The sequence below is a fragment of the Pedobacter sp. B4-66 genome (assembly GCF_018492665.1).
Classification (GTDB): domain Bacteria; phylum Bacteroidota; class Bacteroidia; order Sphingobacteriales; family Sphingobacteriaceae; genus Pedobacter.
Genome location: NZ_JAFVME010000006.1, coordinates 449,147 through 473,643 on the forward strand (window position 1 = coordinate 449,147; position 24,497 = coordinate 473,643).

The window sequence follows — 24,497 nt, forward strand, 5'->3', positions numbered from 1 at the left end:
AAAACTAATAGTTAATCAGCAGCCCTTCAATAGAGGATTATCCAAAAAGAATGGATTATTTTACAAACTTCAATTTCCAGTTTACGACCTGACTCTTGTTTGATTTAACAAGCACCCTTACCCAACCGTTTTCTTGTTGAGGCAAAACCTTAATTGTAGTTCCATCTGTATCACCAATTAGTGAGGCTTTATTAAGCTTCCATTTTCCACCATCATTTAACCCTGCAATTCTAAGCTCATAGTCATCACCGGCAATCAATTTGCTAGTACCCAAAAGCACTCCATCTTTCCAATCCTCTTTAAGCAAATCAATCATCCCCTGCGTTACATGCTGAGAGGTTGAAACCACTACCGGATGATTTGATTTAGCACGTACTGCTATTATCTTGCAAGACTCAGCAGGAAGCTCCATAGCAAATGAACCAGAAATATCAGATAGCGGTTTATTCTCCCAAAAATCAAAAGCGTAATAAACGGTTTTATCGGCCAATCCAGTCCATTTTGTTGAACTGCCTATCTTTTGAGGAGTAGTAGCCCAATTGAATAAGCCAATCACATTTCTCTGAACATTAGTTTTATGGTCAGTTGCAAGCCAAATTGACGGAAGCGATTTTTCAAAAGCATCAACCGGTCTGGCAATCCCATTATGTGATGCCATACTACGTTTCATGATTTCAATTCTGTCATTTGGCAAGTCTGGTAGCCAGTCGCTACTTAGAAAAAATTGTTTGGAAACAGCTACATATGAAGGTAATAACCGTGCTCTGGTTAAACTACCAATACCATCAGCGGCTGGATCTGCGGTTGATTTACCATTTTCTCTTATCATAGATGGATCCGGATCATTCCACCAAACTCTACCATTCAAAAAATACAATCTGGATGCACGGATTACCCCGGTACGAATACTTTCTCCATCATGATTAAAATCGGGACCAATTCGCATCGAATTCACTAATCCCATAGAAGCACCAAACGATCGCATATTCTGACTCACACAACATCCGGAAAGGAACACCTCATTTCCAACAGCATGTCGCAATAATCTTAATCCATCACGATAGGCTTCAATCTGCGTTTTCATTGGATTAAACAAGGGCTTATTATTTCCTATACTGTCATTTTTATAACCATCATTGATGTAAACCTGCTCAGTAACTGTACCTGTCCAAAGTCCATCCATTTTGAAATAATTATACCCCCAACCCTGCATCTTCTTTGCAACATAAGAAATATGATTCTGAACCTCAGGATTTGTTAAATCCAAAGAAGTTCCACCCCATGAAGTCTCATAAGGTTTCCCATTTAATCGCTTCGCGAACCAGTGCTGACGATCTTTATATTCTGGATCCTGGTGATTACGACTAAAAGGCATCCACCATATTCCGGCAATCAAACCATCATTTTTTATCGCTTCGGCAGTCTTTGTCATACCATTAGGATAACCTCCCTTTGGATCTACCCGATCAAAGCCTCTACGAGGGCCGCTATATTTACCCCCGGCTTGCCATTCATCATCAATCTGAAGTGCACCCATTCCAAAAGGCTTCAATTGATCTTTTATAAAACCGGCAAGTTTAATCGTTTCAGATTCGGTACCGGCACCACCATTTTTTTCGGAATACCAGGTACAATAAACAGCAGTCCGCGGTTTCAATTTAATATTTTGTTGCTTTGCAATCGCATCTGCAAATTGCTCTTCGCCTAACCTGGCATCAGTAAAATAACCAATAGCCAAAGTTTCAGTAGCTTCGGTTGTTCCGGCAGCTAAACGAAAACGTCCGTAATCGATTTGTGCTTTTATATCAATCAGATTATTATTAACGCTAGAAAATAACACTCCACTTCCCTTTTCATTTGTTAACCAACCAGCTACTACACCATTACGTGTGGCAGGATCAACAGTAGTTAAGAACACGTAACTACCCGGATTTTTATCCGCATCAAGTAAACCTCCTGTTCCCAGCGTTTTTAATTTCGATACAGGTTTATTAAGATCAACTGAAAATGAAAGAGGATTAAGCTTTTCAATGTCAACAAAATCATTTCCAGAATTTTTAACAGTTTGATTTACAAACAAAAATGGCTGAGATGGATATAAGGCAAACGATATAGAACCACCATCAGATGTGTTAAAAACCAATGCATTTCCTTTACCAAACGCAGCACTAACCATCTCCTTTTTTGTTACTGTTCCATTAATACCTTTTGGGGTAACATTTTTCAAAAAAATCTTATTGCCCGATTTAAAGATCACCTCTAAATTCTTTCCGGCAACATTATAATTTACCGTGAGAAACTTATTAGTGATTACTGGTTGCTCTTTTGCTTTTTGAACAACTATTTTATGTATTCTTTCCTGCCCTGCAAACGCTCCTACTGAGCATACTAATGCAATAAAAAACAAGAGTTGTTTTTTTCTTATCATAAAATTTTAGAATAAGTAACTAAACTATTAATTAATAGCTCAAAACACAATAGAGTATTCTACAAATACAATGGATTATTTTACATAACTTTTGTGTTAATTTTATAATCATAGCTCCTTATGCTCCATTCACTTAGAAATTATATCAACAGAATCACTTCTTCAACCATTTCTGATGAAGAATTCAAGTATGTGGAGGCGGCTTTTAAAATGAAAACCTTAAAGAAAAGGCAATTCCTGTTACATGAGGGAAGCGTTTGCAAATTTATGAGCTTTATTATCAATGGAGCTATGAGGCAATACCATATCGATGATAAAGGCAACGAGCATATCATTAGTTTCGGCATTGAGGAATGGTGGATTAGTGACCGCGGCAGTTTTACCAACCTTACTCCCTCCAGATATAATATTGATGCAATTGAAGACACCAACTTACTGGTTACTACTCGCGACGAAATCAACTCCCTCAAAGAACGTTCCCCACTGTTTTTAAAGATGGCTCATATTTTAGATGAGAATAGTTTTATAGCCTCTCAAAAAAGAGTAGAAGCCACAATCAGCTATACCGCTGAAGAGAAATTTATCTATCTCATGGAAACCAATCCAGTTTTCGTTAAGCGTTTCCCTCAAAACATGCTGGCCTCCTATCTTGGTATCACCCCCGAAACCCTAAGCAGGGTACGGAAATCGTTGTTGGGAAAGTAATAGAATTATTGATCTATATCAAGCCATTTTCTTACTTCAGATCAATTTCAACCCCGAATTTGCCCTGTATCTTTAGGTGTGATTGTTACGATAAACAATTCAGCAATTTAACACCAATAGAGAAGAAAAATGAAAAAGCTAATATTACTACTTACCCTGTTCGGCAGCTCTTTGGTTGCCGCATCTCAACCAAAACGAAACCTGGTTCAGGAAGAAAAGAATAAAAAGATCGTCTCCGATTTCTTTCTCCTTTTTTACAATGATAAAGATCTTGAAAAAGCCAAAAAGATGATGCATCCTGATTTTGTAAACCATCATCCCTATTCCGGCAAAGGAGTAGAAGCTACAATTAACGCCGTCAACAAGCATCTATTTGGGAAGTTCCCTGAGTTTAAAGTCAACATCAAACGCATAACTGCTGAGCATGATCTGGTATGGATCCAATGTTATACACAGGATTTTCCGGGTGATCATGGCAAAATGTCTATGGACATATGGCGCATCAAAGATGGCAAGATTGCCGAACACTGGGATATCATACAGGACATTCCAAAAGACATTACCCCCTCGTCTATGTACGATTAATAGCCATTCATTTTCATCAATCCATAAAAATTCAATTTCATTAACCCTAATTTAAATCGAAAATGTTAGCAAAAGAAAACCCAAAAGCAGGACTTGGTGCCCTGTTAACCCCAGACAACTGTGTATTGATATTGATTGACCACCAACCTTTCCAGTTCGCCGGATTGCGAAGTCACGATACCCAAACCATAATTAACAATGTTGTTGGATTAACCAAATCAGCAAAAGTATTTGGAGTACCCACTCTTTTCACTACAGTTGTAGAACAACGCGGCGGGCTACTTATCAAGCAGCTACAAGAGATATTCCCCGACCAGAAACCTATCGACAGAACCTTTATCAACACTTGGCAAGACCCACGTATTGTAGATTGGGTAAAAGCTACAGGGAAAAAGAAGATCGTTATGGCCGCATTGTGGACAGAGATCTGCCTTGCTATGCCAGTAATACAGGCACTAGGCGAAGGACATGAGGTGTATATTGTTACTGATGCCTCTGGTGGTGTAAGTCTCGAAGCGCATGAAATGGCAGTAATGCGCATGGTTCAGGCAGGTGCCGTTCCAATTACCTGGACTGTTTTTGGCTCGGAACTTCAACGCGATTGGGCACGTACCGACACTGTACCTGCTTTAGCTGAAATGCTGGTAGACCATATGGGAAATGTGGGAACAAGCCTAACATGGGAATTCCAATTGTTAGCTACTCCGGTAACTGAATAAGCAACCTTTAAAACCATATTTATGAAAAAGACTATTGGTATAATCGGAGCAGGCAACATCGGGCAAACGGTTGCCCGATACCTCTTAAAAGCAGGACACCCCGTAATGTTAAGCAACAGCAGCGGGCCTGATACTTTAAAAGACATCATATCTGCATTAGGTGGGGCGGCATCCGCAGCAACAGTAGAAGCAGCAGTAAAAGCAGACATTGTATTGTTATCATTACCCTGGTCGCAAGTTCCCTCACTTACAAAAATTACAGATTGGAACAACCGGATTGTAATTGATGCAACAAATCACTTTATCAGTTATGCCCCGGATTTTGAAGTGCAAGACCTTGGCGGCCGGGCCTCAAGTGAAGTAGTTGCAGAATTGCTACCTGGCGCAAGAGTAGTTAAGGCCTTTAATACGATTTTCTTCAAAATACTAGCCGCAGATCCAAAATTGGCCGGAGGTAACAGGGTTTTGTTTATTTCTGGGGACGACAAAACGGCGAAAAATGAAATTGCAGACATTATAACCTCAATTGGTTTTGCACCGATAGATTTAGGTTCTTTAAGTGAGGGAAGTAAACTCCAACAGGCAAAGGGAGCTCTCGCCACTTTAAATCTGGTGAAAATGTAAAAATTAATCAGTTAAACTTTATTTTTACTTGAAATGATTACCCGGACCAGGATTTAATCCTGGTCCAATCAGCTGTAAAAATGAAACTACTGCTCACCGATCCAAATTCCGGCGGACACTTACTGCTCCTAAGCGGGGAGCAGAACTTTGACCGTCATTTCTATAGTAAAGACCGCGATAATAAGTATTTCACTATAGTTTGGAACCGTGGGGAGCAACAAAAGGTGACTATAGACAATGAGGAAATTGATTTTCCAGCACAGACCATTTTACCCCTGATGTTCAATCAGTCGTTTTTCTTTGAGCGAACCTCAGATCTAATAGCCTGGCAATTCAACAGGGAGTTTTACTGTATTATCGATCATGATTCAGAAGTAAGCTGTGTAGGATTTCTGTTTGGAATAAGTCGTAATTTGTTTATCAATCTTAGTGAAACTGCCCGGAAAAAAATATTGTTATTGCATCAAATGTTTGTTTCTGAAATGAACACGAGTGACAATGTACAAAACGACATGTTGGTGATGTTATTGAAGAGACTTATCATTACAGTAACCCAGTTAGCCAAATCGGAATACATCCCGGATCCCAAAATGCAGAACGATAGATTCAACACTATTCGTAAATTCAATTTACTGGTAGAAGGCAATTTTCACAATGAACATTCAGTAAATTTCTATGCTCAACAGCTAAACAAATCCCCAAAAACACTTTCAAATCTCTTTGCCATATTTAATCAAAAGACCCCTATTCAGATTATTCAGGAGCGCATAATTATTGAAGCAAAGCGGCTCTTATACTATACAGATAAATCTGCCAAGGAAATCACCTATGAACTCGGCTTTGAAGACCCTGCTTATTTCTGCAATTTCTTCAAAAAGCACACTTCTTATTCTCCCCTTCGCTTTAGAAATAAGAAAGAAATTATTTAAGGACTTACCAAAAAACTCTAAGCTCCTTTTAAAGTTAGATATTCAACAATGACCTATCAATTTAAATTAATACCTAGCAAAATGCCCACCCAGGGCTGATGCTGGTAAATCCACTTCGTCTTGTTCTTATCCATCAAGTGATCAACTCCAAGTGCTAAGCCAACGTTGAAACGTTTGGCATCGTATATTCCGGCAATGCCGACACTACTTACAAACCCGTCGTATTCATAATCGATCGCCTGTCGGGTTACATAAGTATTCATTGTTACTGAGCCAAGTCCGGCAAATACGCCATATCCATACCCACTATCCAGCATTTCTTTTCGTTTCCCAAGATATAGGGCAGTACTTAAATTTGCATTCAACTGACTCGGAAATCCCCTAACTCCGGGCCTGATCTTGAAAGGTATGGTAATGATATCGATGTCTATCTTTGTGTCGCCTGCCTGCACTGGCAGTGTTTGACCAGTTGCATCTAATGATTTACAGATACAAAAGCCAACACTGAGGATACACCCTAAGGTATAGTTTAGTCGTTTTTTCATCCTTAATTTTTTTTAGAAAGCCTGCATAGCATTGGCCTAAAGCCACTGGCTGAATTTTCTAATGAACCAATTTTTAACCATCTGAGTAAGTAAACAATAGCTAAACAGGATGCCAACCAGCCATGGAAAATAACTTAACGGCAGAGGCTGAAGTTTAAGTGCTGCTGCAAAGGGCGAAAAGGGCAGTAAAATACCAACAACCATAATCAGACTAGTTAGCGCCACTACTGGTGCTGCTGCCCAGCTTTGAATAAAGGGAACTTTACGCGTACGGATCATGTGTACAATCAAGGTTTGTGAGAGCAGTCCCTCTATGAACCAGCCCGATTGAAACAGGCTTTGATGTTCCGGACTGTTCGCTTTAAAAACAAAGAACATGACTGCAAAAGTTGCATAATCAAAAATGGAGCTAATTGGGCCAATAAAGACCATGAAACGGCTAATACCCCTTGCATCCCATTTTTGAGGCTTTTCAATAAACTCCTTGTCCATACTATCCCATGGAATGGAAATCTGCGAAATGTCGTACAACAAATTCTGGATTAGCAGATGGATCGGCAACATGGGTAAAAACGGTAAGAATGCGCTGGCGCCTAGCATACTAAACATATTTCCAAAATTGCTGCTGGCCGTCATTTTTATATATTTAATGATATTGCCGAAAGTCCGACGGCCATAAATCACTCCTTTTCTAAGCACCATCAGGTCTTTTTCTAGCAGGATGATATCCGCATTTTCCTTGGCAATGTCCACCGCAGTATCAACAGATATCCCTACATCTGCATCCCTTAAGGCTGCGGCATCATTAATACCATCACCCATAAAACCAACCGTATGTCCTTTACGCTGCAGGAGTTTAACGACTCTTGATTTTTGAACCGGGCTTAACTTAGCCAGGATACTCAACTGATCTATTTGTTCCAACAGCTCATCATCACTTAGTTTATCCAATTCAGCACCCAACACAATATGGTTAACAGGAATGCCTACATCCCTGCATATTTTACGGGTAACGATCTCATTGTCTCCGGTAAGCACCTTTATACTCACCCCTAGCTTATGTAAACTTTCGATAGCAGGCTTTGCAGATGGTTTTGCAGGATCAAGGAAACCGATAAAACCTGTTAAAACCATATTCGATTCGTCACTAATGCTATAATTAAGCGGGCGTTCATCATATTCTTTAATGGCAACCAGCAATACCCTGAGCCCCTCCTCATTTAGTTTTCTGGAAGTATTGAGTACCGTGTCCCGCATCTGTTTATCCATAGGAACAACCTTATCCTGTTCCTTGTGCAACTGACGGTCTTCTCCCGGATCAAAACTGTGACTGCAATGTGCCAGCATTTCTTCAACAGCCCCCTTGCAAATCAGCAAATGTTTCCCATTCTTTTGCTTCAACACTACGCTCATCCTCCTGCGGTGAAAGTCAAAAGGGATCTCATCCAGTTTCTGATAGTCTTCCTCAACCTTCAAATAATCGTGTAACTCTATGTGTTCAAGAATCGCAGCATCCAGCAGATTTTTCAAGCCAGTTTGATGAAAACTATTCAGATAAGCCCACTTCAACACTTCATCATCCTGTTCGGCTTGTACATTCAGGTGCCTTTCCAATACAATTTTATCCATGGTTAAGGTACCGGTCTTATCCGTACACAATACATCCATTGCCCCTATGTTCTGAATGGCGTTTAAACGCTTAACAATAACATTGGATTTGCTCATATTTCTAGCTCCTTTGGCCAGATTTGCCGTTACAATCATCGGTAGCATCTCAGGAGTTAAACCTACTGCCACCGAGATACCAAAGAGCAAGGCATCCATCCAATCCCCCTTGGTAATCCCGTTAATCAGGAAAACAAGCGGAACCATAACCAGCATAAAACGAATTAATAGCCAGCTTACTTTGTTTACCCCCTTGTCAAAACTGGTTTCAGCCCTTTTCCCTGTCAGCGTTTTACCCAAGGCACCAAAATAAGTCCTGTTTCCGGTACAAACTACCAGCGCCAATGCGGTTCCGCTTACAATATTGGTTCCCATAAAACAAATATTATCCAGCTCCAGCAATGCCTTCTGATCAGCATCTGCAATGGCGGCATGCCTTTTCTCTACCGGGAAAGATTCGCCGGTTAGCATCGCCTGACTTATAAAAAGATCTTTTGATTGCAAAATACGACAGTCAGCAGGTACCATATCTCCTGCACTCAACAGCACAATATCGCCGGGTACCAACTCAGTAATATCGATCTCTCTTTTACCGGAAGTTTTCCTAAGCACCGTTGCTGTGGTTTTAACCATACTTTTTAATTGTTCAGCAGCATTACTACTGGTAAATTCCTGCCAGAATCGCAATAGCACACTCAACATCACCATAACCCCCACTACAATTACGGTTTTATACTCCCTTTCAGCGGGATCAGCAAGCAGCACATCCATTACAAAAGAAATAATGGCCAACACAATCAACACTGCAATAAATGGATTAAGGAAAGCCTGAAACAACTGCACATACCAGGACGGGGCCTTGTTGTGCTGAACTTCGTTTAAACCGAACTGTTTTCTTTTGAGGCCGACCATGCGGCCGGTAAGTCCTTCCTGGTGACTGTTGAGAAGCAATAAGCTCTCCTGATTTTCTTTTTTAGCAACTTGGTGTATCAGTTTCATGATTGCAGCATTTTCCCTTACAGAAAAATGCGTGATCAATCTGCAGGGAGGTTAAAAAATTGATTTCTTGTAATAACTCGGACCAGAATCCATTGCTTATTATTTTTTAATGTGCCACAAAAGTAGACATAAAGAGCCCCTCCCATGGTTAGAGCCTAATTAGAATTTTATTAGAAAATCATTAGAATTTTTAAACGTGCGGAAATTCAACAGTAAAAACTGCACCCTCATTTTTTGCTGAAGAAACCCATATCTCTCCTTTATGCAGCGTCACTATTTTTTTTGTCAGGGAGAGCCCAATACCACTTCCTCCAGCATATTGACTATTCTCGGCCCTGTAAAATGGTTTAAATATATGGGGCAGTTCTTCGGCAGAAATACCAATGCCATTATCCTGAAAGCGAATAATTACTTTATCTGCATAATAAGTGATAGCCACCTGACAGGCTTTATCGGCAGAGAATTTACATCCATTTTCCATGAGGTTTATAAATGCCGTATTTAACAGGTACTCATTCCCTTGTATAGAGATGAAATCATCATCCTCAATTTCTTTTTCAAAAATCAAATTAACCTGATACCCAGGACTGCGGTGTAACAGCTGGCTTCTTGCATCCATTAAAATCTCATCCAAACGAAGTTCTTTAAAGCTGATTTTTGACGGATCATAACTGGCTTTTGCAAAATCGAGTAGATTACTGCTCAACCTGGCCAATTGTCGGCCGTCTTCAATGGCATGGCTAATCGCCTGCTTGTAATCCGTTGTGCTACGTTCCTTCTGAAGTGACAGTTCCAGCTCTCCAAGCATCGCTGCTAAAGGAGTACGGAGTTCATGAGCTATGCTCGATACAAATTGCTTCTGGGCATCAAATGAGTTTTCCAGTCTGTCAAGCATTTGGTTAAAGGTAATGGCCAGCTCTGCAATCTCGTCTTTCCCATTCCCTTCGGTAACCCTTGAATCCAGACTTTTCGCATTGATCTCTGCTACCTTACCCACCAGGTCTGATACGGGCTTAAGTGCCTGTTTAGCAAAGAAATTACCAAAAATAAACACAAGAACTATCGCAATCAGGAATCCGGAAAACAAGGTATATTTAAGTACTTCAGCATTATTTAACCCATAAACGTCTTTTGCAGCTGCCGTAATTACATAAAATTTTCCCTGATGGGGATAAAGAAATCCAATTACCTGCAATTCACCCTGATTAAATGTTATCCTTTTACGCGCAATGATCTCGTCTATCATTGCTCTGGTCTCTTTTACTTTATCTATACTTACCGCGTCATGATAAAGCAGTTTAAAGTGTGTATCGTAAATGGCTACTTCTTCAGGATACAATTCATCAGAAGAATTTTTATAGATGAGCTGAAGCACAGCCGGGGAAATTTTTGCATCCAGTAAAAGACTGGCCTTCGTTATTGCCGACTTATACAGTTCCTTATAATACTCCTCTTCTCTATTTTTACTATAAGACAGGTATACTGTTAGCGCAAATACCAGCAAAAGCGTAGCTATAATCGCTGTAAACAGTAGAGTTAACCTATTCCTGATCTTCATACTAATGATGGTTTTATAAGCTTCTGAATATAAAGCCCTGACCAGGCTTGGTATGGATCAGTCGGGTTGAAAAATCCTTATCAATTTTCTTTCTCAGGTAATTGATATACACGTCAATAAAATTGGTACCTGTATCAAAATGTGCATCCCATACTTTCTCAGCTATTTCAGCTCTTGAAAGCACCCTTTCACTGTTGCGCATCATAAATTCCAGCAATTTCAATTCCTTAGGCGTTAAACTGATCTCGGTACCGGATCGGAATACCGTCTTGGTTTGGTTGTTTAACTCCAAATCCGCATACTTCAAAATAAATCCCTGATCTTTTACAGGCGCATGGTTCCTTTTCAACAAGGCCCGAACGCGAACATGAAGCTCTCTCAATTCAAAAGGCTTTACCAGATAATCATCGGCTCCTGCATCAAAACCTTCTACCTTATCATCAGTAGTGCCCAATGCGGTAAGCATAATAATGGGAATATTAGAATACACATGCCTAATCTCCTTGCATAAATCCAAACCATTTATTTTGGGTAAAATGATATCCATAATGATCAAGTCATAAGGTTTGGAAAGTGCCAGCTTTTTTCCCATTTCCCCATCAAAGGCAACGGTTACCTTAAAGTCCTGCTCTTCCAGTCCCCTTTTTATCAGGTCGGCCACCCTTTGGTCGTCTTCTATCAGCAGTATTTCCATCCGTATATGATTTGTTTTAATGGTAATGAGGCTATCATGAGTACTGCTCATAATGGTTTCATAATTAATCAGCAAAGCAAAGATAGTACTTATCACCTAGCTGCAAATAACATAACAACCATACATTTATTAAACCAAAATAAATCAGTTTCTCTCCTATAATCCCCATCCTTGGTTACCTAATTTGAGTATTTAGGAATTATAGTGAATACCTAGGAAATTTGAAAAAGAAATAGCCGGAAAAATCGTTTCCCGGCTTATTTGATTAGCCAGCTAAGAAATGGCTGGTCAGTGCTTTAAAACTATCGAATTTAAGGTGATAAGCTGAAGTCTCACCGAATCCATAACTCACAAAGGCGAAAGGGATTCCAGCCAGCTCACTTTGCTGACTGTCGCCATCGGTATCACCAATATAGATGGGATGCTGCAGGTTATACTTATCAATAAGTAACCTGATATTGTGGTTTTTTGGCTTAAAATTTACACCATGAGCAAATTCATCTGTTATAAAATCATTAATATTTGCCCAGTCCATAAACAGACGTATAACCTGCGCATCACAATTGCTAACGATAAATATTTTATACAGTTTAGAGAGCTCCTTTAGGCCACTATGAACATCATCATATAGTTTACCTCCCCTTTCAGGGATCAGTTCACGGGTGAATACCTCTACATCAGCAATAACCTGATCACAAATGGATTCCCTATACCCAGGCATAACCCTGTCGATAAGGGCTTTTCTTTCCAGTCCGGTTAAAGCACAAATATCTGTCCGGCTTAAGTAAAGGTCTAATTTATGTTTATCAAAGCTGCGATTCCAAGATGCTGCATAAAGGTCTGCAGCATCCCACAAAGTCCCGTCCATATCAAAGATCAGGCTATCATATTTTGTTATTTCCATGTTCTAAAGAAAGGGTGAGCCTCTGTATTTAATACACACTTGTCCAGGTTAAACGCCTTATCCGGAGCAAAAAACAGGTAGCAATATTTCATCGTCTCGGCAAAGAAAAAGCTTTCTAGTGTATCCCATTTCTCCATGGTGTTTACGTCTTTAATCTGTACATATCCATTGTCTACCTGACAATATTTCTCTATAGCCTCAAACATGGTTTTACCTTGTTGGTAGTATTGCTCATCTTTGGTATTATGCCATAGGTAATAAGTAGCTTCAATCGCTTCAGGACGAATCATGTAATAAGGGGCTTTGATCTGCATGGTGCTGTAATCTATAGCCTCCGGCTCCAGACCTTTCAGTGTCCACATTTTATAAATAGAGGTTTGCAATTTCTTTGCAGTTTCCATGTCCTTATCCAGACAAAGCACCGCACCATAAAAACAATCCAATGCACCAAAGATGGTTGCTGTTCTCTTTCCTGAATCCATATCTGCATAACCATACCAGAATCCATTTGGAGTTTGATCGCCAAGATATTTGGTGATACCTACTTTACTTACATCCCACATGTTTTTAAGGTCTTGATCTCCAAAAAGTAACCAACCTTTGAGCAGGTATTCATAATAGGCATCAATGCGACCACTGATATGGGCACTTTTATTTAGCCATTCTCCCGTTTCCACATTAATCTCAGTACCTACCAGGTCAGTTTTACCTCTACGATCATAAACCGCTACAACGCCTTTTTTACATTTCTCGTAATAGGTCGGATTGTTGGTCAACTTGCTCAGCATTCCATATTCCAACAGCATAGATCCAATTTCGCAAGGGTTTGTAGTTACCCCGCTAACCTTACCGGTACGCAGATTTACCAGACGATAAGGCATTCCAGTTCGAGATTCAAAAACCGGCAACATCCTCTTACCCAGATCTTCTGCCAAACTTAGGAAACGTTTGTCGCCATCCAACTGATAGGCTGACAGCAGGCCACCCATAATACGTATGGCTATTTCAAATTGCTGAATCTCCATATCCTTATCAAAATTAAGCTTACTGAAGATAAGCGCTTTGGCTTCTGCCATTTCCTTTTTAAGCCCCATTACATGCATGGTACTAAATGCATCCACAGGGGTCATGAGTAAGGTTTCTGAATACCAGTTATGCCCTTTTTTTGCAATTGGATTAACCGCATCCATCCCTTTGGCATAGTCCATGTACGCTCTCCAACCTTTCTTAAAGGCTGTTTTTACGCGTTCAGCATATATTTTCTTCTCATTTGCTGTTGTTACTTTCTCCTGAGCGCTGCAAAGACCGAAAGTAAAGCAGAAAAGAAGGGTTAAAACTATTTTGTTCTTCATATTGTGTATATTGGTTAAAAAATATTCTTTAAGGATCATTTAAGTAAAGGATTAATTTGCACTTCTCTTGCGGGAATTGGAAATTTTAAGTTTTCTTCTTTAAATACCGCTCCACCTGGCATAACATGGCCAACCACATCACTAAAAGTACTTGTTGCCGGATCAAATATTTTTCGGGTCCGAACAACGTCAAACCAGATTTTACCTTCTGCACACAGCTCCCAATATCTTTCCTTCCAAACTTCGGTAGTGAAATCACTTTTGCTCATGCCACTTAATACTGTTAATCCGGCACGGGTTCTAATGCTGTTCAATGCATCGTAGGCTATTGCATCCGGCGCGCCATCTGCTTCATTCTGTGCTTCTGCATAGGTTAATAATACATCTGCATAGCGAATCATCGGAAAGTTCTTTGCAGAGTTTGGGGCAGTTGTCAAAATTCCCGGATCAAAGAACTTATAAATAGCCCATGGAAAATTGTACTCATTGCCTTTTACATTAATGCTATTAAAGAAAAAGCCCATGTTATGCATCCCTCTAAGGTCGTTGGTATGGTAAGATTTAATAAAATTTGTACTCGGGTAAAAGCCCCCAAACTGAAGTGCATTTACAAATTTCACTTCTTTAGGCAGAAAATAAACCGGAAGCGAACTATTGGCATTGTTTATTGCATAATTGGCCATCCAAATGTGCTCTTCCTTATTGTCGAAAGCAGGATTATTCAACTTGTTAAACCAGGTTAAATTGGCCTCGCTCTGAAACAATTTATGCTTCTGACTGCTGATGACCTCTCCTGCTTTAGTTTTAGCTAAAGTATACTTTTCAGTTTGTTTTAAAGTACCAGCCATACTTAAGTATACTTTGGCCAGCAGTGACTTTGCTGCCGCTACAGAAACCCTTCCGTTTCCTTCTGTAGTAGGATTTAGAGGCTGTGCTTCCGCATACTGAAGATCAGGAACAATCACTTTCTCATAAATATCCTTAACCGATGTTTTGGCAATATTGGCTTCTGAAGGTTTTGAAGTAGGTGTTATTTTCATAGGAACATCTCCAAAAATATTGACCAGGGTATAATAATAGTAAGCCCTCAAAAATCTAGCTTCACCAATTAACCTATTCTTGGTCTCCTCATTCATAGTGATTCCCGGGATATTTGCCATAGAAAGATTGGCAGCTTCAATCCCTTTATAACCTTGCTCCCACCATACCAGGAAATCAGGATTGGCAGCATCATACTTCAGGTTAATGTAATCCTGTCCGTATTGCCATTGCGCTTTACTATCGTAAATACCGGTTACCAGTTCAAGCATCGAATAAGGAACATCATCATAACCAAGTTTATTAAATGGCTGTTTAATGTAGTTGTAAATGCCTGCTACTGCTGCCTGCGCATCACCTTCGGTTTTAAAATACTGTTTGGTAATGATCGAAGATCTCGCATCTTCTAGAAGCTGATCTTTGCATGATATTGCCGATATGCTGATGGACAGGGCGGCAAATAAATATATTTTTATTGTTTTTTTCATGTCTCTGGTGCTTAAAAGGTAAGGTTTAGACCTAAAGTATAGGTACGTGCATTTGGATAACCAAAGTAGTCTACACCCTGACTAAAGGTGCTTCCTGCCGTTACACTGGATAATTCCGGATCATAGGCCCTGTAATCAGTAATCATAAAGAAGTTCTGTGCATTGGCAAATACTTTCAGTGATCTGATCTTGATTTTGCTTAGTGTTAGTTCAGGAAAAGTGTATCCAAGTGTCAGGTTTTTTCCACGGATAAAAGAGCCGTCTTCCACAAAATGACTATCGATGTAACCTGAAGGATAATCGCTATACATAGCATCTGCCTGCGTACGAATAGCAGGAACCATTGTGTTTTGATGTTGAGGTGTCCATGCATCAGCGATTAAGCTGGCATAACTATTTAGATAATATTGTCTGTCTTCAAGTTCGAAGCTGGATGCGTTAACCTGTTTGTTGCCCCTTCTCGTTTGTATGGTAGCGGTAAGGTCAAATTGCTTATAGCGCAACCCTAAATTAAAGTACAGCTCATACTTAGGGAAGATATTGCCAAGTAAGGTTACATCTTTCTGGTCATAAACATAATCCTTGTTTACATCTTCTCTCTTGATGTCGCCAGGTTTCCTGTTGTACTTTGCTGCCTCCGCAGCTTCATTTGTACCCCAGGTTCCTATTCGCTTATAACCAATCAGATCACCTACGGCGCCACCTACTCTTAACACATTGTATACAAGACCACCTGGTACTCTGCCAGGCAGGATGTCTGCATTTGTTTGTCCTAATGCAAGAATTTTGTTCTTATTGGTACTGAAAGCAATACCCAGGTTTACAGAGAAGTCTTTGCTTTCTACCACAGTTCCGTTAACCGAAATTTCAACACCACGGTTCCTTACACTTCCTATATTCTCGGTTACACTTCCGTATCCTGAAACAAAAGATACGGGATTGGCTAAAAGTAAATCTGTTGTCTTCTTTTCATACACATCAGCTGTAATTGTTAACCTGTTGTTGAACATGGCCAAATCTGCTCCGGTATTTAGCTGTGCTGTGCGCTCCCATTTCAAGTCGGGATTTGAGATATTCCCCATGGTAGTACCTACATTACGGATGCCGTTCAGGTAAACAATGGTATTGTTACTCAGCGTACCTAAAGATAAATAAGGGGAAATACCCGAATTACCGGTGATGCCATAACTTCCTCTTAATTTTAATGAAGATATCGCTTTAGCTGATTTAAGAAATTCTTCTTCTGAAACATTCCAGCCAAGTGCTACCGAAGGAAAGAAGGCATATTTATTTCCACTTCCAAATTTAGATGACCCATCGGTACGTCCGGTAACCGTTAGTAAGTATTTATCCTTCAGACTATAGTTAACACGAGCGTAATATGAATTCATGCGCTGACTTGCATAATTTGAACCAGGCGTTCCCGGAACTGATCCGGCTGAAAGGTTATAATATTTAAAGAAGTCAGTAGAGAAACCGGTTGAACCGACATTAAAGCCCTCGCTTGTTGTTCCTGTCCAACTGCTTCCCAATACCGCATTAATGCGGTGAACATCCAGCTGTTTGGTATAGGTTAAAAAGTTCTCTGATTGCCAGTAAAGCGTTCTGGAGTAATCGATGGAAGCTCTTCCACCCACATCTTTACCAATGTCCAGCAATTCCCTTGAAGCGTAAAACTGGTTGTTATTGTCGAAGAACTGCGTGCCAAAGGTGGTTTTAAATTCCAGATCCTTGGTGATTTTAATATTGGCATTAAAATTACCTAGAAATTGATGCTCTGTTCTGTTGTACAAGAGATCTTTAAGTAGCTGTACCGGATTGTTTGCAGTATAAATCCCTGTTTTATAGAAGCCAAGAAAATCATTGTTACTATTGTAATTATATCCGAATCCAAAATCCTGCATAGTACTATACCTGCCATCAGGAAATTTCACAGGCGCAATTGGGATCATTCCTGCCAGAAGTCGGGTTGCAGTCATAGAACCTACACCATAATCATCCGCCTGGTTCTTTTTATTATAATTGTAGGAAAGACTTCCGCCGATTGCCAACCAGGGTTTAAGATTGATATCGGTGGTATAGCGGATAGAGTGCTTTTTATAAAAACTCTCTTTTAAAATACCATTGTCATTGATTAGCCCGAGATATAAGCCTTGCTTGGCTTTTTCTGTACCCCCGGTAATGGAAAGATAGGTATTGTTGGATATCGCATTGCGACTAGACTCCTTTTGCCAGTCAGTATCATATATTGGTGATCCGTCTGCCTTAAAGAGTTCAGGATATAAAGTTCCAAGCTGATTGGTAGGGAAGCTACCTCTTTTAGGATCATATTCCCAGGAACGCTTCTGATACTCCATGTATTGAGCAGCATCTAGCATTTTAAGCGGGCGTGCCATGGTACCAACACCGGCATTGCTGCTAATGGAAACGGTAAAATCTCCAGCTTTTGCACGTTTTGTAGTCACAATAATTACCCCATTTGAGGCCTGAGAGCCATAAATGGCAGTAGCTGAAGCGTCTTTTAAAATATCAATAGATTCAATATCAGCAGGATTGATAGACTGAAATTCGGCACCTATCACACCATCTACCACAAACAAAGGTGAGTTGGAAGCATTGATGGAATTGATCCCCCTGATTGTAGCACTGAAACCACCACCTGGCCTGCCTGAATTGTTGCTGATGTTTAGTCCGGGCACTCTTGATCCTAATGCGGCTAAAGGGTTGGAAACCGGCATGGCTGCCAGATCACTGCCTTTAATAGAGGAAACAGATCCGGTAAGGTCTTTCTTTCGGATTGTTCCATATCCCATCACAACAACTTCATCAAGTCCCTGTTTTGCTTCATTTAAGGTAATGTTGATGGGGCCCGAAACATCAACTGAATATTGCTGTTCTTCAAAACCAATATAAGAGAACACCAGTATGGCGCCTTTATTTGGTACACTTAGTTCAAAGGAACCCTTCGTATCAGTGGTGGTACCGGTCTTTGTCCCCCTCAGGTAAACACTAACCCCAGTAAGTGGGGCCTTATCTTTATCCACAACAGTACCTGTTACCTTAAAGGCCTGTTGGGCAACAGCGTTAAAAGACAGCAGAACACCTGTAAGCAGACAGAGGAGCAGTCCGATTTTTTTTAATTTGATCATAATTTCTGATTAATAGTTGGTTAGTTTATACGCAATAAGCTTCCTGCACCTTTAAAAAAGGCGTATTCATGACTGCCTGCGTTTAGGACACAGGCTGACATTCATTGCAGAAAATGGTTAATTGATTGGTTTGTTTGTTAGTTTATAATTTGGTTCTATCCTTTAACAAATATATCACCCATCTTTAACATAAAAACGACAGAAGTTTAGCTATAAGAGTACATTGTTTATGTTTTAACGACTCAAGCAATAATCTGTGTGGTTTTGCGATATACCGAAGGCGGCTGGTGATAAATCTCTTTAAAGAGATTATAAAAGTGCCCTAGATTTGTAATCCCACAATCCATGCATATGGTTTTGATGGGAACATTAGTGATGGACAGCTGTTGTGCAGCGTAGTTCATTCTCAATTCATTAACCAAAGCAGACAGGGTTTTATTGAACAACCTTTTTACAGTTCTGTTTACATGATCGAGGTGCTTTTCGCATAAACGGGCAAAACCATTTGGACCTGTCTTAAATAATTCAGGCGAAGAAAACTCGTGAAGCGCCTTATTAAGCCATGCAGGAATCGATTCATTCTCTACTTTAACCTTATCGTAAAGACTAATGAAGCGAAAAACACTGAGCAGAATGCTATCTATATAAAGATTAGTTTTTGGGCCTTTCCAATAGTTTTCAGCACGTTTGGAAATCTGATGTATCGTATTCAGATCCATCAGCTTATGAAAGGGAACAACCTCGCTGGTCCAGAAGTAAGAATTGCTGTCGGGGAAATAACGGCTTCCCAGGTGCTCCATGGTTTCGGCCGAAAATGCCAGATTCATAATGGTAATTCCATTTTTATCTGAAGTAAAAGTGTGCTGATCCTGAGGACGGATCATCACCAAATGTCCCGGATGTAGCGCGATTTTGTGTCCATTTACCAAATGCTGCCCGTTACCCTTTTCTACCCAAAATATTTCTGCATAATCATGATCATGCAAAGAAAGATCATTACGGGAGTGAATTGTGGTACGGGCGATATGAAACTTGTCATTTTCCTTGACAAAATTTTCTAAAAGGAATCTTTTGGTTTTCATAAGCATATCAGTTTTAACGGGGTCACCTCACCAAATATAGCAGTATTTCTATATTCTGATTTATAGGTAAATTAATGGATTATTGCCTTTATTTTCGCCTCTGCAGTGGTAAATTTTATGATTTGCATTGTGGGGATGCTCTGGGTTAAGGATAAGATCTGTACTGAAATAGCGCATGGTATACCCGGTCCTCCTGGTGGTACTAGTGTTGGCGTTAGCACCATGTACAATACGCGAATCATGAAGGGAATAGTTACCCTGATTTAGTTCAAACCATACTACCTGACTCTCATCTAAAGTAGCAGAATCTTTAATCTGGATGGTAAAAATCTTATGATCCGTAGCGATCTGCTCGTATTCTGAAGTCTGGTTTTTATGCGTTCCCGGGAAAACGCCCATGCATCCGTTTTCTTTGCTGGCCTTATCTATAGCAAGCCATACGGTAACAATTCCCTCAAAGCTGTTGAAACGTCCCTCCCAATAAGCACTATCTTCATGCCAAGGGGTTTTATTCCCGCTACCAGGTTCCTTGCAAATGAAATGACTGCTCCATAGTCCGATGTTCGGACCAATAATGCCCTGCACAATATCCAAAACCTCATCGGCCATCAGGAATTCGAACAGCCTTTCATCATGCATATGAGGTACATCAAGTTCATCCGGCTTTAAAGCCCCACGGCCAGCCAGGTGTTCTTCAAAAATATCGAACAGTCTTTCAAATTTTACCTGTTCAAACATTGGGGTCTTCGGCAACAGGTAACCATTTTCATGATAAAAGGCAATCTCCTGCTGATTTAAGTTATTGTTAGTAGTTTTCATATGTTAAGTGGTCTTGTAAATAGTTTTTCATGAGTACGTTTAACTCCCATTGCGAGGCTACAGGCATATTGGTAAAAGGTAAACTGTGCATGTAAGGTGTAGAACCAAACTCGCAGGTTATGGTTAAGCGTTCGGCTTTCTTCTCGTTATGCGCTTTCAGAATTGCAGTCCACCAGCTTAGGTGCTGCTGAAGCTCCACCTGATATTCTGGAACAAAAGGATGAGGAACCTGAGGTCCCTGAGCATAGCCTACCCTGGCATGGATATGACTGCAATTGTTAATGGCTCTTAACAAGGTGGCTTGCTGTTGCTCCAAAAGAGACTCAGAAACAACACACCAATGTGAAAAATCGGCAGTTAGCTCCAACTCGGGGAAAGCATCTAAATAGCTGCTAATCATTGGGGCGCAAAAGCTAAACCTGCCCCTATGTATTTCATGTACTACACTAATCTCGGCTGCTTTTGAAAGCTGATTTGCTGCAACTAAAAATTTCAGGTTTTCCGCAAGGCTAAAGTAATCCCGTCCGGTATGGCAATTGACCATCAAAGGTCCGATATCAAGAATACGCTCCAATTTACTCAGGTAATCTGGCAGCATTTCATTTGCGGTATTACCCGTAGCATATGGATGTTGGGCAATCAGTTCCAACTGAAAATCGTCGCATTGCCTTTTAATGGTTTTTATATCCATCAGATCTGGGTTCAATGCGATTTCCACACCATGATAACCCTCTTTTTTGGCATTTTCCAAAAAGGTGGTTATAGGCATAGGGCGCATGCCCCAATAGGGACAGTAAAAGAGGAGTTTAGTCATTTTTTTAGTGAGTGTTCTACTCTGTAAAAATAGAATTTGACACTGATGTTAAAACGACTGAAGATTACTGGAAGTGGCAGTTTTTATTACGCTATAACGATGTTTTAGTGATATCTTTAGATCAGAACATATTTAAAGCCGCTAAACGAATATTTAAAATTGCTTTTATCGATGAAGTACTCCCTCTTTAAAAACAAAAAACCGTATACAGGCTTCCCAGTATACGGATAATTTATTCTTGATGTTATTCTTAAATATTTTCTGCTGCCTTAATGATCATTTCTGCAACAAGTTCTGGTTGAGACATGAATATTACATGACTTCCTTTAATTTCTTTAACAATGGTATTTGAACGACTGTACATTGCGTGTTGAATCTCAGGGGCAATACTCTTGTCTTCAGTTGCGATTAATCCATAAGCTGGTTTATGTCTCCATGCCGCATCTGTAATAGGGGTTACAAAACCTTTTGCATAAAAAGCACCTTGGGAAGCGTACATAAACTCAGCTTCTTCTTTATCTATATCAGCACAGAAACCTGCATGGAATTTATCTTTGTCGTAGTAAACGATTCCCTTATCATCCGGTGGCAAAACACCATTTTCCGGTGCCGGAGGAGCAGTTTGCAACCATTGCAAGGCCGATTCGCCATTATCAGGTTGGAATGCCGCGATGTAAACTAGTGCTGCCACATTTGGATGATTACCTGCTTGGGTAATTACTGCACCGCCCCATGAATGGCCCGCAAGGATAGCTGGCCCACCTACCCTGTCTAAAGCAACGTGGGTAGCCAGAACATCATCCTCTAATGAGGTCAGTGGGTTTTGTACTACCACTACATTGAATCCTTTTTTTGTCAATTCGTTATAAAGTGCTTTATAACCAGAACCATCAGCGAATGCACCATGTACCAAGACAACATTCTTAACATTTAAATTTTCCATCATTTTGATTTTTAATTGTTTAGGATTGATTTAACAATACAAAGATGGGGCTTAATGTAGGCTCAGGGAATGGGATGTCTTCCCAAAATATTGTAATTTTTTCCCTTTTTAACTTATTGCAATTGAATTCCTGATTTTGAGTAAGACTTTATTACTTAACCTTAAGCATATAACCAAGTCCATATACATTTTCAATGGAGATCTCATTTGATGTTTTAAACAACCTTCTAAGGCGGGAAATGAATACTTCAAGGCTTTTTCCATTAAAATAATCGTCGTTTCCCCAAAGCGCCATCAGAATATCCTTTTTCTTCACCACCTGATTCAGGTTACCAACCAAATAGTCCAATAACTCTGATTCTCTCAGGGTGAGAGATACCTCTGTGTGATCAGGTAACAGAACATACAATTGCTTTTTATTGTATTTGATATCTGCAATATTGATAAATTCAGGCTGGTCATTGGATCTATCAAGAGAAGTATTTGATAATTTATCGATAATATTTCCAATTCTCAATACCAATTCTTCAATCTCGAAGGGTTTGGCAATATAATCTATTGCCCCTATCTTAAGACCTCTGAGGCGATTATCTTTCTCGTTGTGTGCTGTTAGAAAGAAAAAGGCTTGGTTCTTATTGATTTTCATAATCTCGGTGGCTAAATCAAATCCATCCAGGTCTGGTAATTGAACGTCAATAATAATCAGCTTATTGGCCAATTGATTTGACAGATAATAGGCTAATGCCTCATTAGCAGTTTTAAACCATAGCACACTAAAGCCTCTTAATTTAAGGTATTCAGAAACAACGTTTCCTAAATCTATTTCATCCTCTATTATAACAATATCATAAACCATACAAAGGCCTTAAGCAAAAAATTACTGGTCTGTTTTTGATAAGTGCTTTGGAATATACACCATAAATTCAGAACCCTCACCTATTTTTGTTTTCATATCCATTCTCCAGCCGTGAATATCCAAACATTCCTTCACGTAATATAAACCAAGCCCAAGTCCGGGAATCGTATTGTCCTGATTTGATCGAAAGAACTTATCGAATATTTTCTCTTTAGCAGCATCTTCAATACCTGTTCCATTATCTACAACATGCAGTACGTAATCACCCTCTTGTTCGTCAATAAATACCTCTACATGCTTAAGCGCACTATTGTTATATTTAAAGGAGTTATCCAACATATTATTGAGCATCGTTGTAAAAACAAACGAATCAATCATAACCAGTATTTCAGCAGCATATGGATCAAAAGTAATATGGTCAGTTTTTTGAAGCTTTACCCTATAATCATTTATGAGTATCATAACAGAATAGTTTAAATCTGTTTCTACCAGATTCACTTTCTTTTTGATAACAGATATCTCCAACATTTGATTAATATGCGATTCCAGTCGGCGAGCCTGCCTTTCCACAATATGCACAAGCGCCTTTACACGATTTCTATCGTTCAGTACACTCTCATCATCCAGACTTTTACTAGCGACTAAAATAGTAGTAATTGGTGTATTGAATTCATGCTTAATACTATTTAGAAAATCAGATTTTATCTCCGCCTCCTTTTTCTGCTTCATCCAATTGATGTATGTATAATAATTAATGCCAACAGTGATAAGAATACATATGGCTACCAATGAAAATGTTGGTAGCATCTGATAAGCCACTTTTAACATGCGGTAAGGATGATCAGCAAACAAACTAAATGTAACCCTGTAATCATAATTCAAATTCCCGCTTACAGAAAGGTTAGTGATCCTATTTTGGGGAGTTGGGTTAGTGAGATTACCGGCTATTACAACACCATAATCAGTTTGATTATTTTCTTTAAGGAACGCGCTGTCCTTTTTACTATCAAAGATGGAAATGTCTCCAATACGGTTGTCGAAGTTTATTTCTATAGACTGAAAAGTTAGCAAATAATGCATATTCGTATCGAGAGCGTTCCGTGCAACGATCGATTTGAAAACGCTATCCATATTACTTTCTTTTCGTAAAACGGTAAAAAGTGTATCACTTATCCGCTTAGCTAATTGATCAAATGCTTTCCTGTCGTTAAGATAAGTATCTCGTAAATTGGGCATATTTCGACTTAAGATAGCGTCAATAATCTTTCCGCCCCCGGGATACACTTTATCAGCAGGAATGCTTCTTCCATATTCATCGTTGAGTAAGGTTTTCTCCTTTAAATTGAAGTCCCTATCCCGCAAAGTGTACGTGTTGTAAATTAACCTCAACTGCACAATGATCAAGATCAAAAAGCTGACTAAAACTATGCTCTTATAAAGGCGACTTGTCATTTCAATAATCCAATTTGCTTTAAAAGTAGGGTAAGTTTTTTTATTTTTCTCGCCATTAAGCTTTTGTTAAGCTTCTGTTATGCTTCTATTCGATAAGTTTACTCCTTACTCGCTTTAAATTTGTATTTGTACCTATTCAATAAATTGAT

Annotated in this window: 20 protein-coding genes; 5 read left to right on the forward strand and 15 right to left on the reverse strand. The window is 39.6% G+C overall.

Annotated elements, in window-relative coordinates:
- Window positions 1-55 precede the first annotated feature (55 nt).
- Window positions 56-2,428, reverse strand: a complete 2,373-nt coding sequence (locus J1905_RS13590; RefSeq protein ID WP_214227824.1) for an alpha-amylase family protein — start codon at window positions 2,426-2,428, stop codon at window positions 56-58.
- Window positions 2,429-2,548: 120 nt separating this feature from the next.
- Here J1905_RS13590 and J1905_RS13595 point away from each other — a divergent pair, with 120 nt between their 5' ends.
- The 5 genes from J1905_RS13595 to J1905_RS13615 all read left to right on the forward strand — a co-directional run bounded on the left by J1905_RS13595 (window position 2,549) and on the right by J1905_RS13615 (window position 5,990).
- Window positions 2,549-3,133 (forward strand): Crp/Fnr family transcriptional regulator, encoded by a 585-nt coding sequence (locus J1905_RS13595; RefSeq protein ID WP_214227825.1) that lies wholly within the window; start codon window positions 2,549-2,551, stop codon window positions 3,131-3,133.
- 129 nt (window positions 3,134-3,262) lie between these two features.
- Window positions 3,263-3,718: a nuclear transport factor 2 family protein gene (locus tag J1905_RS13600; RefSeq protein WP_214227826.1), complete on the forward strand. Its 456-nt coding sequence runs from the start codon at window positions 3,263-3,265 to the stop codon at window positions 3,716-3,718.
- 62 nt (window positions 3,719-3,780) lie between these two features.
- Window positions 3,781-4,437, forward strand: a complete 657-nt coding sequence (locus tag J1905_RS13605) for a hydrolase (RefSeq protein WP_214227827.1) — start codon at window positions 3,781-3,783, stop codon at window positions 4,435-4,437.
- A gap of 21 nt (window positions 4,438-4,458) precedes the next feature.
- Window positions 4,459-5,061 carry an NADPH-dependent F420 reductase gene (locus tag J1905_RS13610; protein ID WP_214227828.1) on the forward strand — a complete coding sequence of 201 codons (603 nt, stop codon included), beginning with the start codon at window positions 4,459-4,461 and terminating at the stop codon, window positions 5,059-5,061.
- An 80-nt stretch (window positions 5,062-5,141) separates the two neighbouring features.
- The gene (locus J1905_RS13615) at window positions 5,142-5,990 is read left to right on the forward strand and encodes a helix-turn-helix domain-containing protein (RefSeq protein WP_214227829.1); all 849 of its coding nucleotides are present in this window, start codon (window positions 5,142-5,144) and stop codon (window positions 5,988-5,990) included.
- 56 nt (window positions 5,991-6,046) lie between these two features.
- On the opposite strand, the gene J1905_RS13620 is transcribed toward J1905_RS13615, so the two are convergent.
- The 14 genes from J1905_RS13620 to J1905_RS13685 form a co-directional block, all read right to left on the reverse strand.
- Window positions 6,047-6,535 carry a hypothetical protein gene (locus J1905_RS13620; protein ID WP_214227830.1) on the reverse strand — a complete coding sequence of 163 codons (489 nt, stop codon included), beginning with the start codon at window positions 6,533-6,535 and terminating at the stop codon, window positions 6,047-6,049.
- Window positions 6,536-6,571: 36 nt separating this feature from the next.
- Window positions 6,572-9,238 carry a magnesium-translocating P-type ATPase gene (mgtA, locus tag J1905_RS13625; protein WP_284445108.1) on the reverse strand — a complete coding sequence of 889 codons (2,667 nt, stop codon included), beginning with the start codon at window positions 9,236-9,238 and terminating at the stop codon, window positions 6,572-6,574.
- A 151-nt stretch (window positions 9,239-9,389) separates the two neighbouring features.
- Window positions 9,390-10,757, reverse strand: a complete 1,368-nt coding sequence (locus tag J1905_RS13630; protein WP_214227832.1) for a HAMP domain-containing sensor histidine kinase — start codon at window positions 10,755-10,757, stop codon at window positions 9,390-9,392.
- Window positions 10,758-10,770: 13 nt separating this feature from the next.
- Entirely contained in the window at window positions 10,771-11,451 is a 681-nt protein-coding gene (locus J1905_RS13635; protein WP_214227995.1) for a response regulator transcription factor, read from the reverse strand.
- Window positions 11,452-11,716: 265 nt separating this feature from the next.
- Window positions 11,717-12,355 carry an HAD family hydrolase gene (locus tag J1905_RS13640; protein WP_214227833.1) on the reverse strand — a complete coding sequence of 213 codons (639 nt, stop codon included), beginning with the start codon at window positions 12,353-12,355 and terminating at the stop codon, window positions 11,717-11,719.
- The gene (locus J1905_RS13645; RefSeq protein WP_214227834.1) at window positions 12,346-13,707 is read right to left on the reverse strand and encodes a glycoside hydrolase family 47 protein; all 1,362 of its coding nucleotides are present in this window, start codon (window positions 13,705-13,707) and stop codon (window positions 12,346-12,348) included. The genes J1905_RS13640 and J1905_RS13645 overlap by 10 nt, the downstream gene beginning before the upstream one ends.
- A gap of 35 nt (window positions 13,708-13,742) precedes the next feature.
- Window positions 13,743-15,233, reverse strand: coding sequence for a RagB/SusD family nutrient uptake outer membrane protein (locus J1905_RS13650; protein WP_214227835.1), 1,491 nt, complete (start codon window positions 15,231-15,233; stop codon window positions 13,743-13,745).
- 11 nt (window positions 15,234-15,244) lie between these two features.
- Complete coding sequence (locus J1905_RS13655) at window positions 15,245-18,382, reverse strand: SusC/RagA family TonB-linked outer membrane protein (RefSeq protein ID WP_214227836.1); 3,138 nt, start codon at window positions 18,380-18,382, stop codon at window positions 15,245-15,247.
- A gap of 242 nt (window positions 18,383-18,624) precedes the next feature.
- Window positions 18,625-19,464 (reverse strand): AraC family transcriptional regulator, encoded by an 840-nt coding sequence (locus J1905_RS13660; RefSeq protein ID WP_214227837.1) that lies wholly within the window; start codon window positions 19,462-19,464, stop codon window positions 18,625-18,627.
- A gap of 60 nt (window positions 19,465-19,524) precedes the next feature.
- A complete protein-coding gene (locus J1905_RS13665; RefSeq protein ID WP_214227838.1) occupies window positions 19,525-20,283 on the reverse strand; it encodes a phytanoyl-CoA dioxygenase family protein in 759 nt (252 codons plus the stop codon).
- Window positions 20,270-21,097 carry a sugar phosphate isomerase/epimerase family protein gene (locus J1905_RS13670; protein WP_214227839.1) on the reverse strand — a complete coding sequence of 276 codons (828 nt, stop codon included), beginning with the start codon at window positions 21,095-21,097 and terminating at the stop codon, window positions 20,270-20,272. Before J1905_RS13670 ends, J1905_RS13665 begins: the two co-directional genes overlap by 14 nt.
- Window positions 21,098-21,347: 250 nt before the next feature.
- Entirely contained in the window at window positions 21,348-22,043 is a 696-nt protein-coding gene (locus J1905_RS13675; RefSeq protein ID WP_173090756.1) for an alpha/beta hydrolase, read from the reverse strand.
- A gap of 148 nt (window positions 22,044-22,191) precedes the next feature.
- Window positions 22,192-22,896: a response regulator transcription factor gene (locus J1905_RS13680; protein WP_173090755.1), complete on the reverse strand. Its 705-nt coding sequence runs from the start codon at window positions 22,894-22,896 to the stop codon at window positions 22,192-22,194.
- Between the two features lie 21 nt (window positions 22,897-22,917).
- Window positions 22,918-24,348, reverse strand: a complete 1,431-nt coding sequence (locus J1905_RS13685) for a sensor histidine kinase (RefSeq protein ID WP_214227840.1) — start codon at window positions 24,346-24,348, stop codon at window positions 22,918-22,920.
- Window positions 24,349-24,497: the final 149 nt, after the last annotated feature.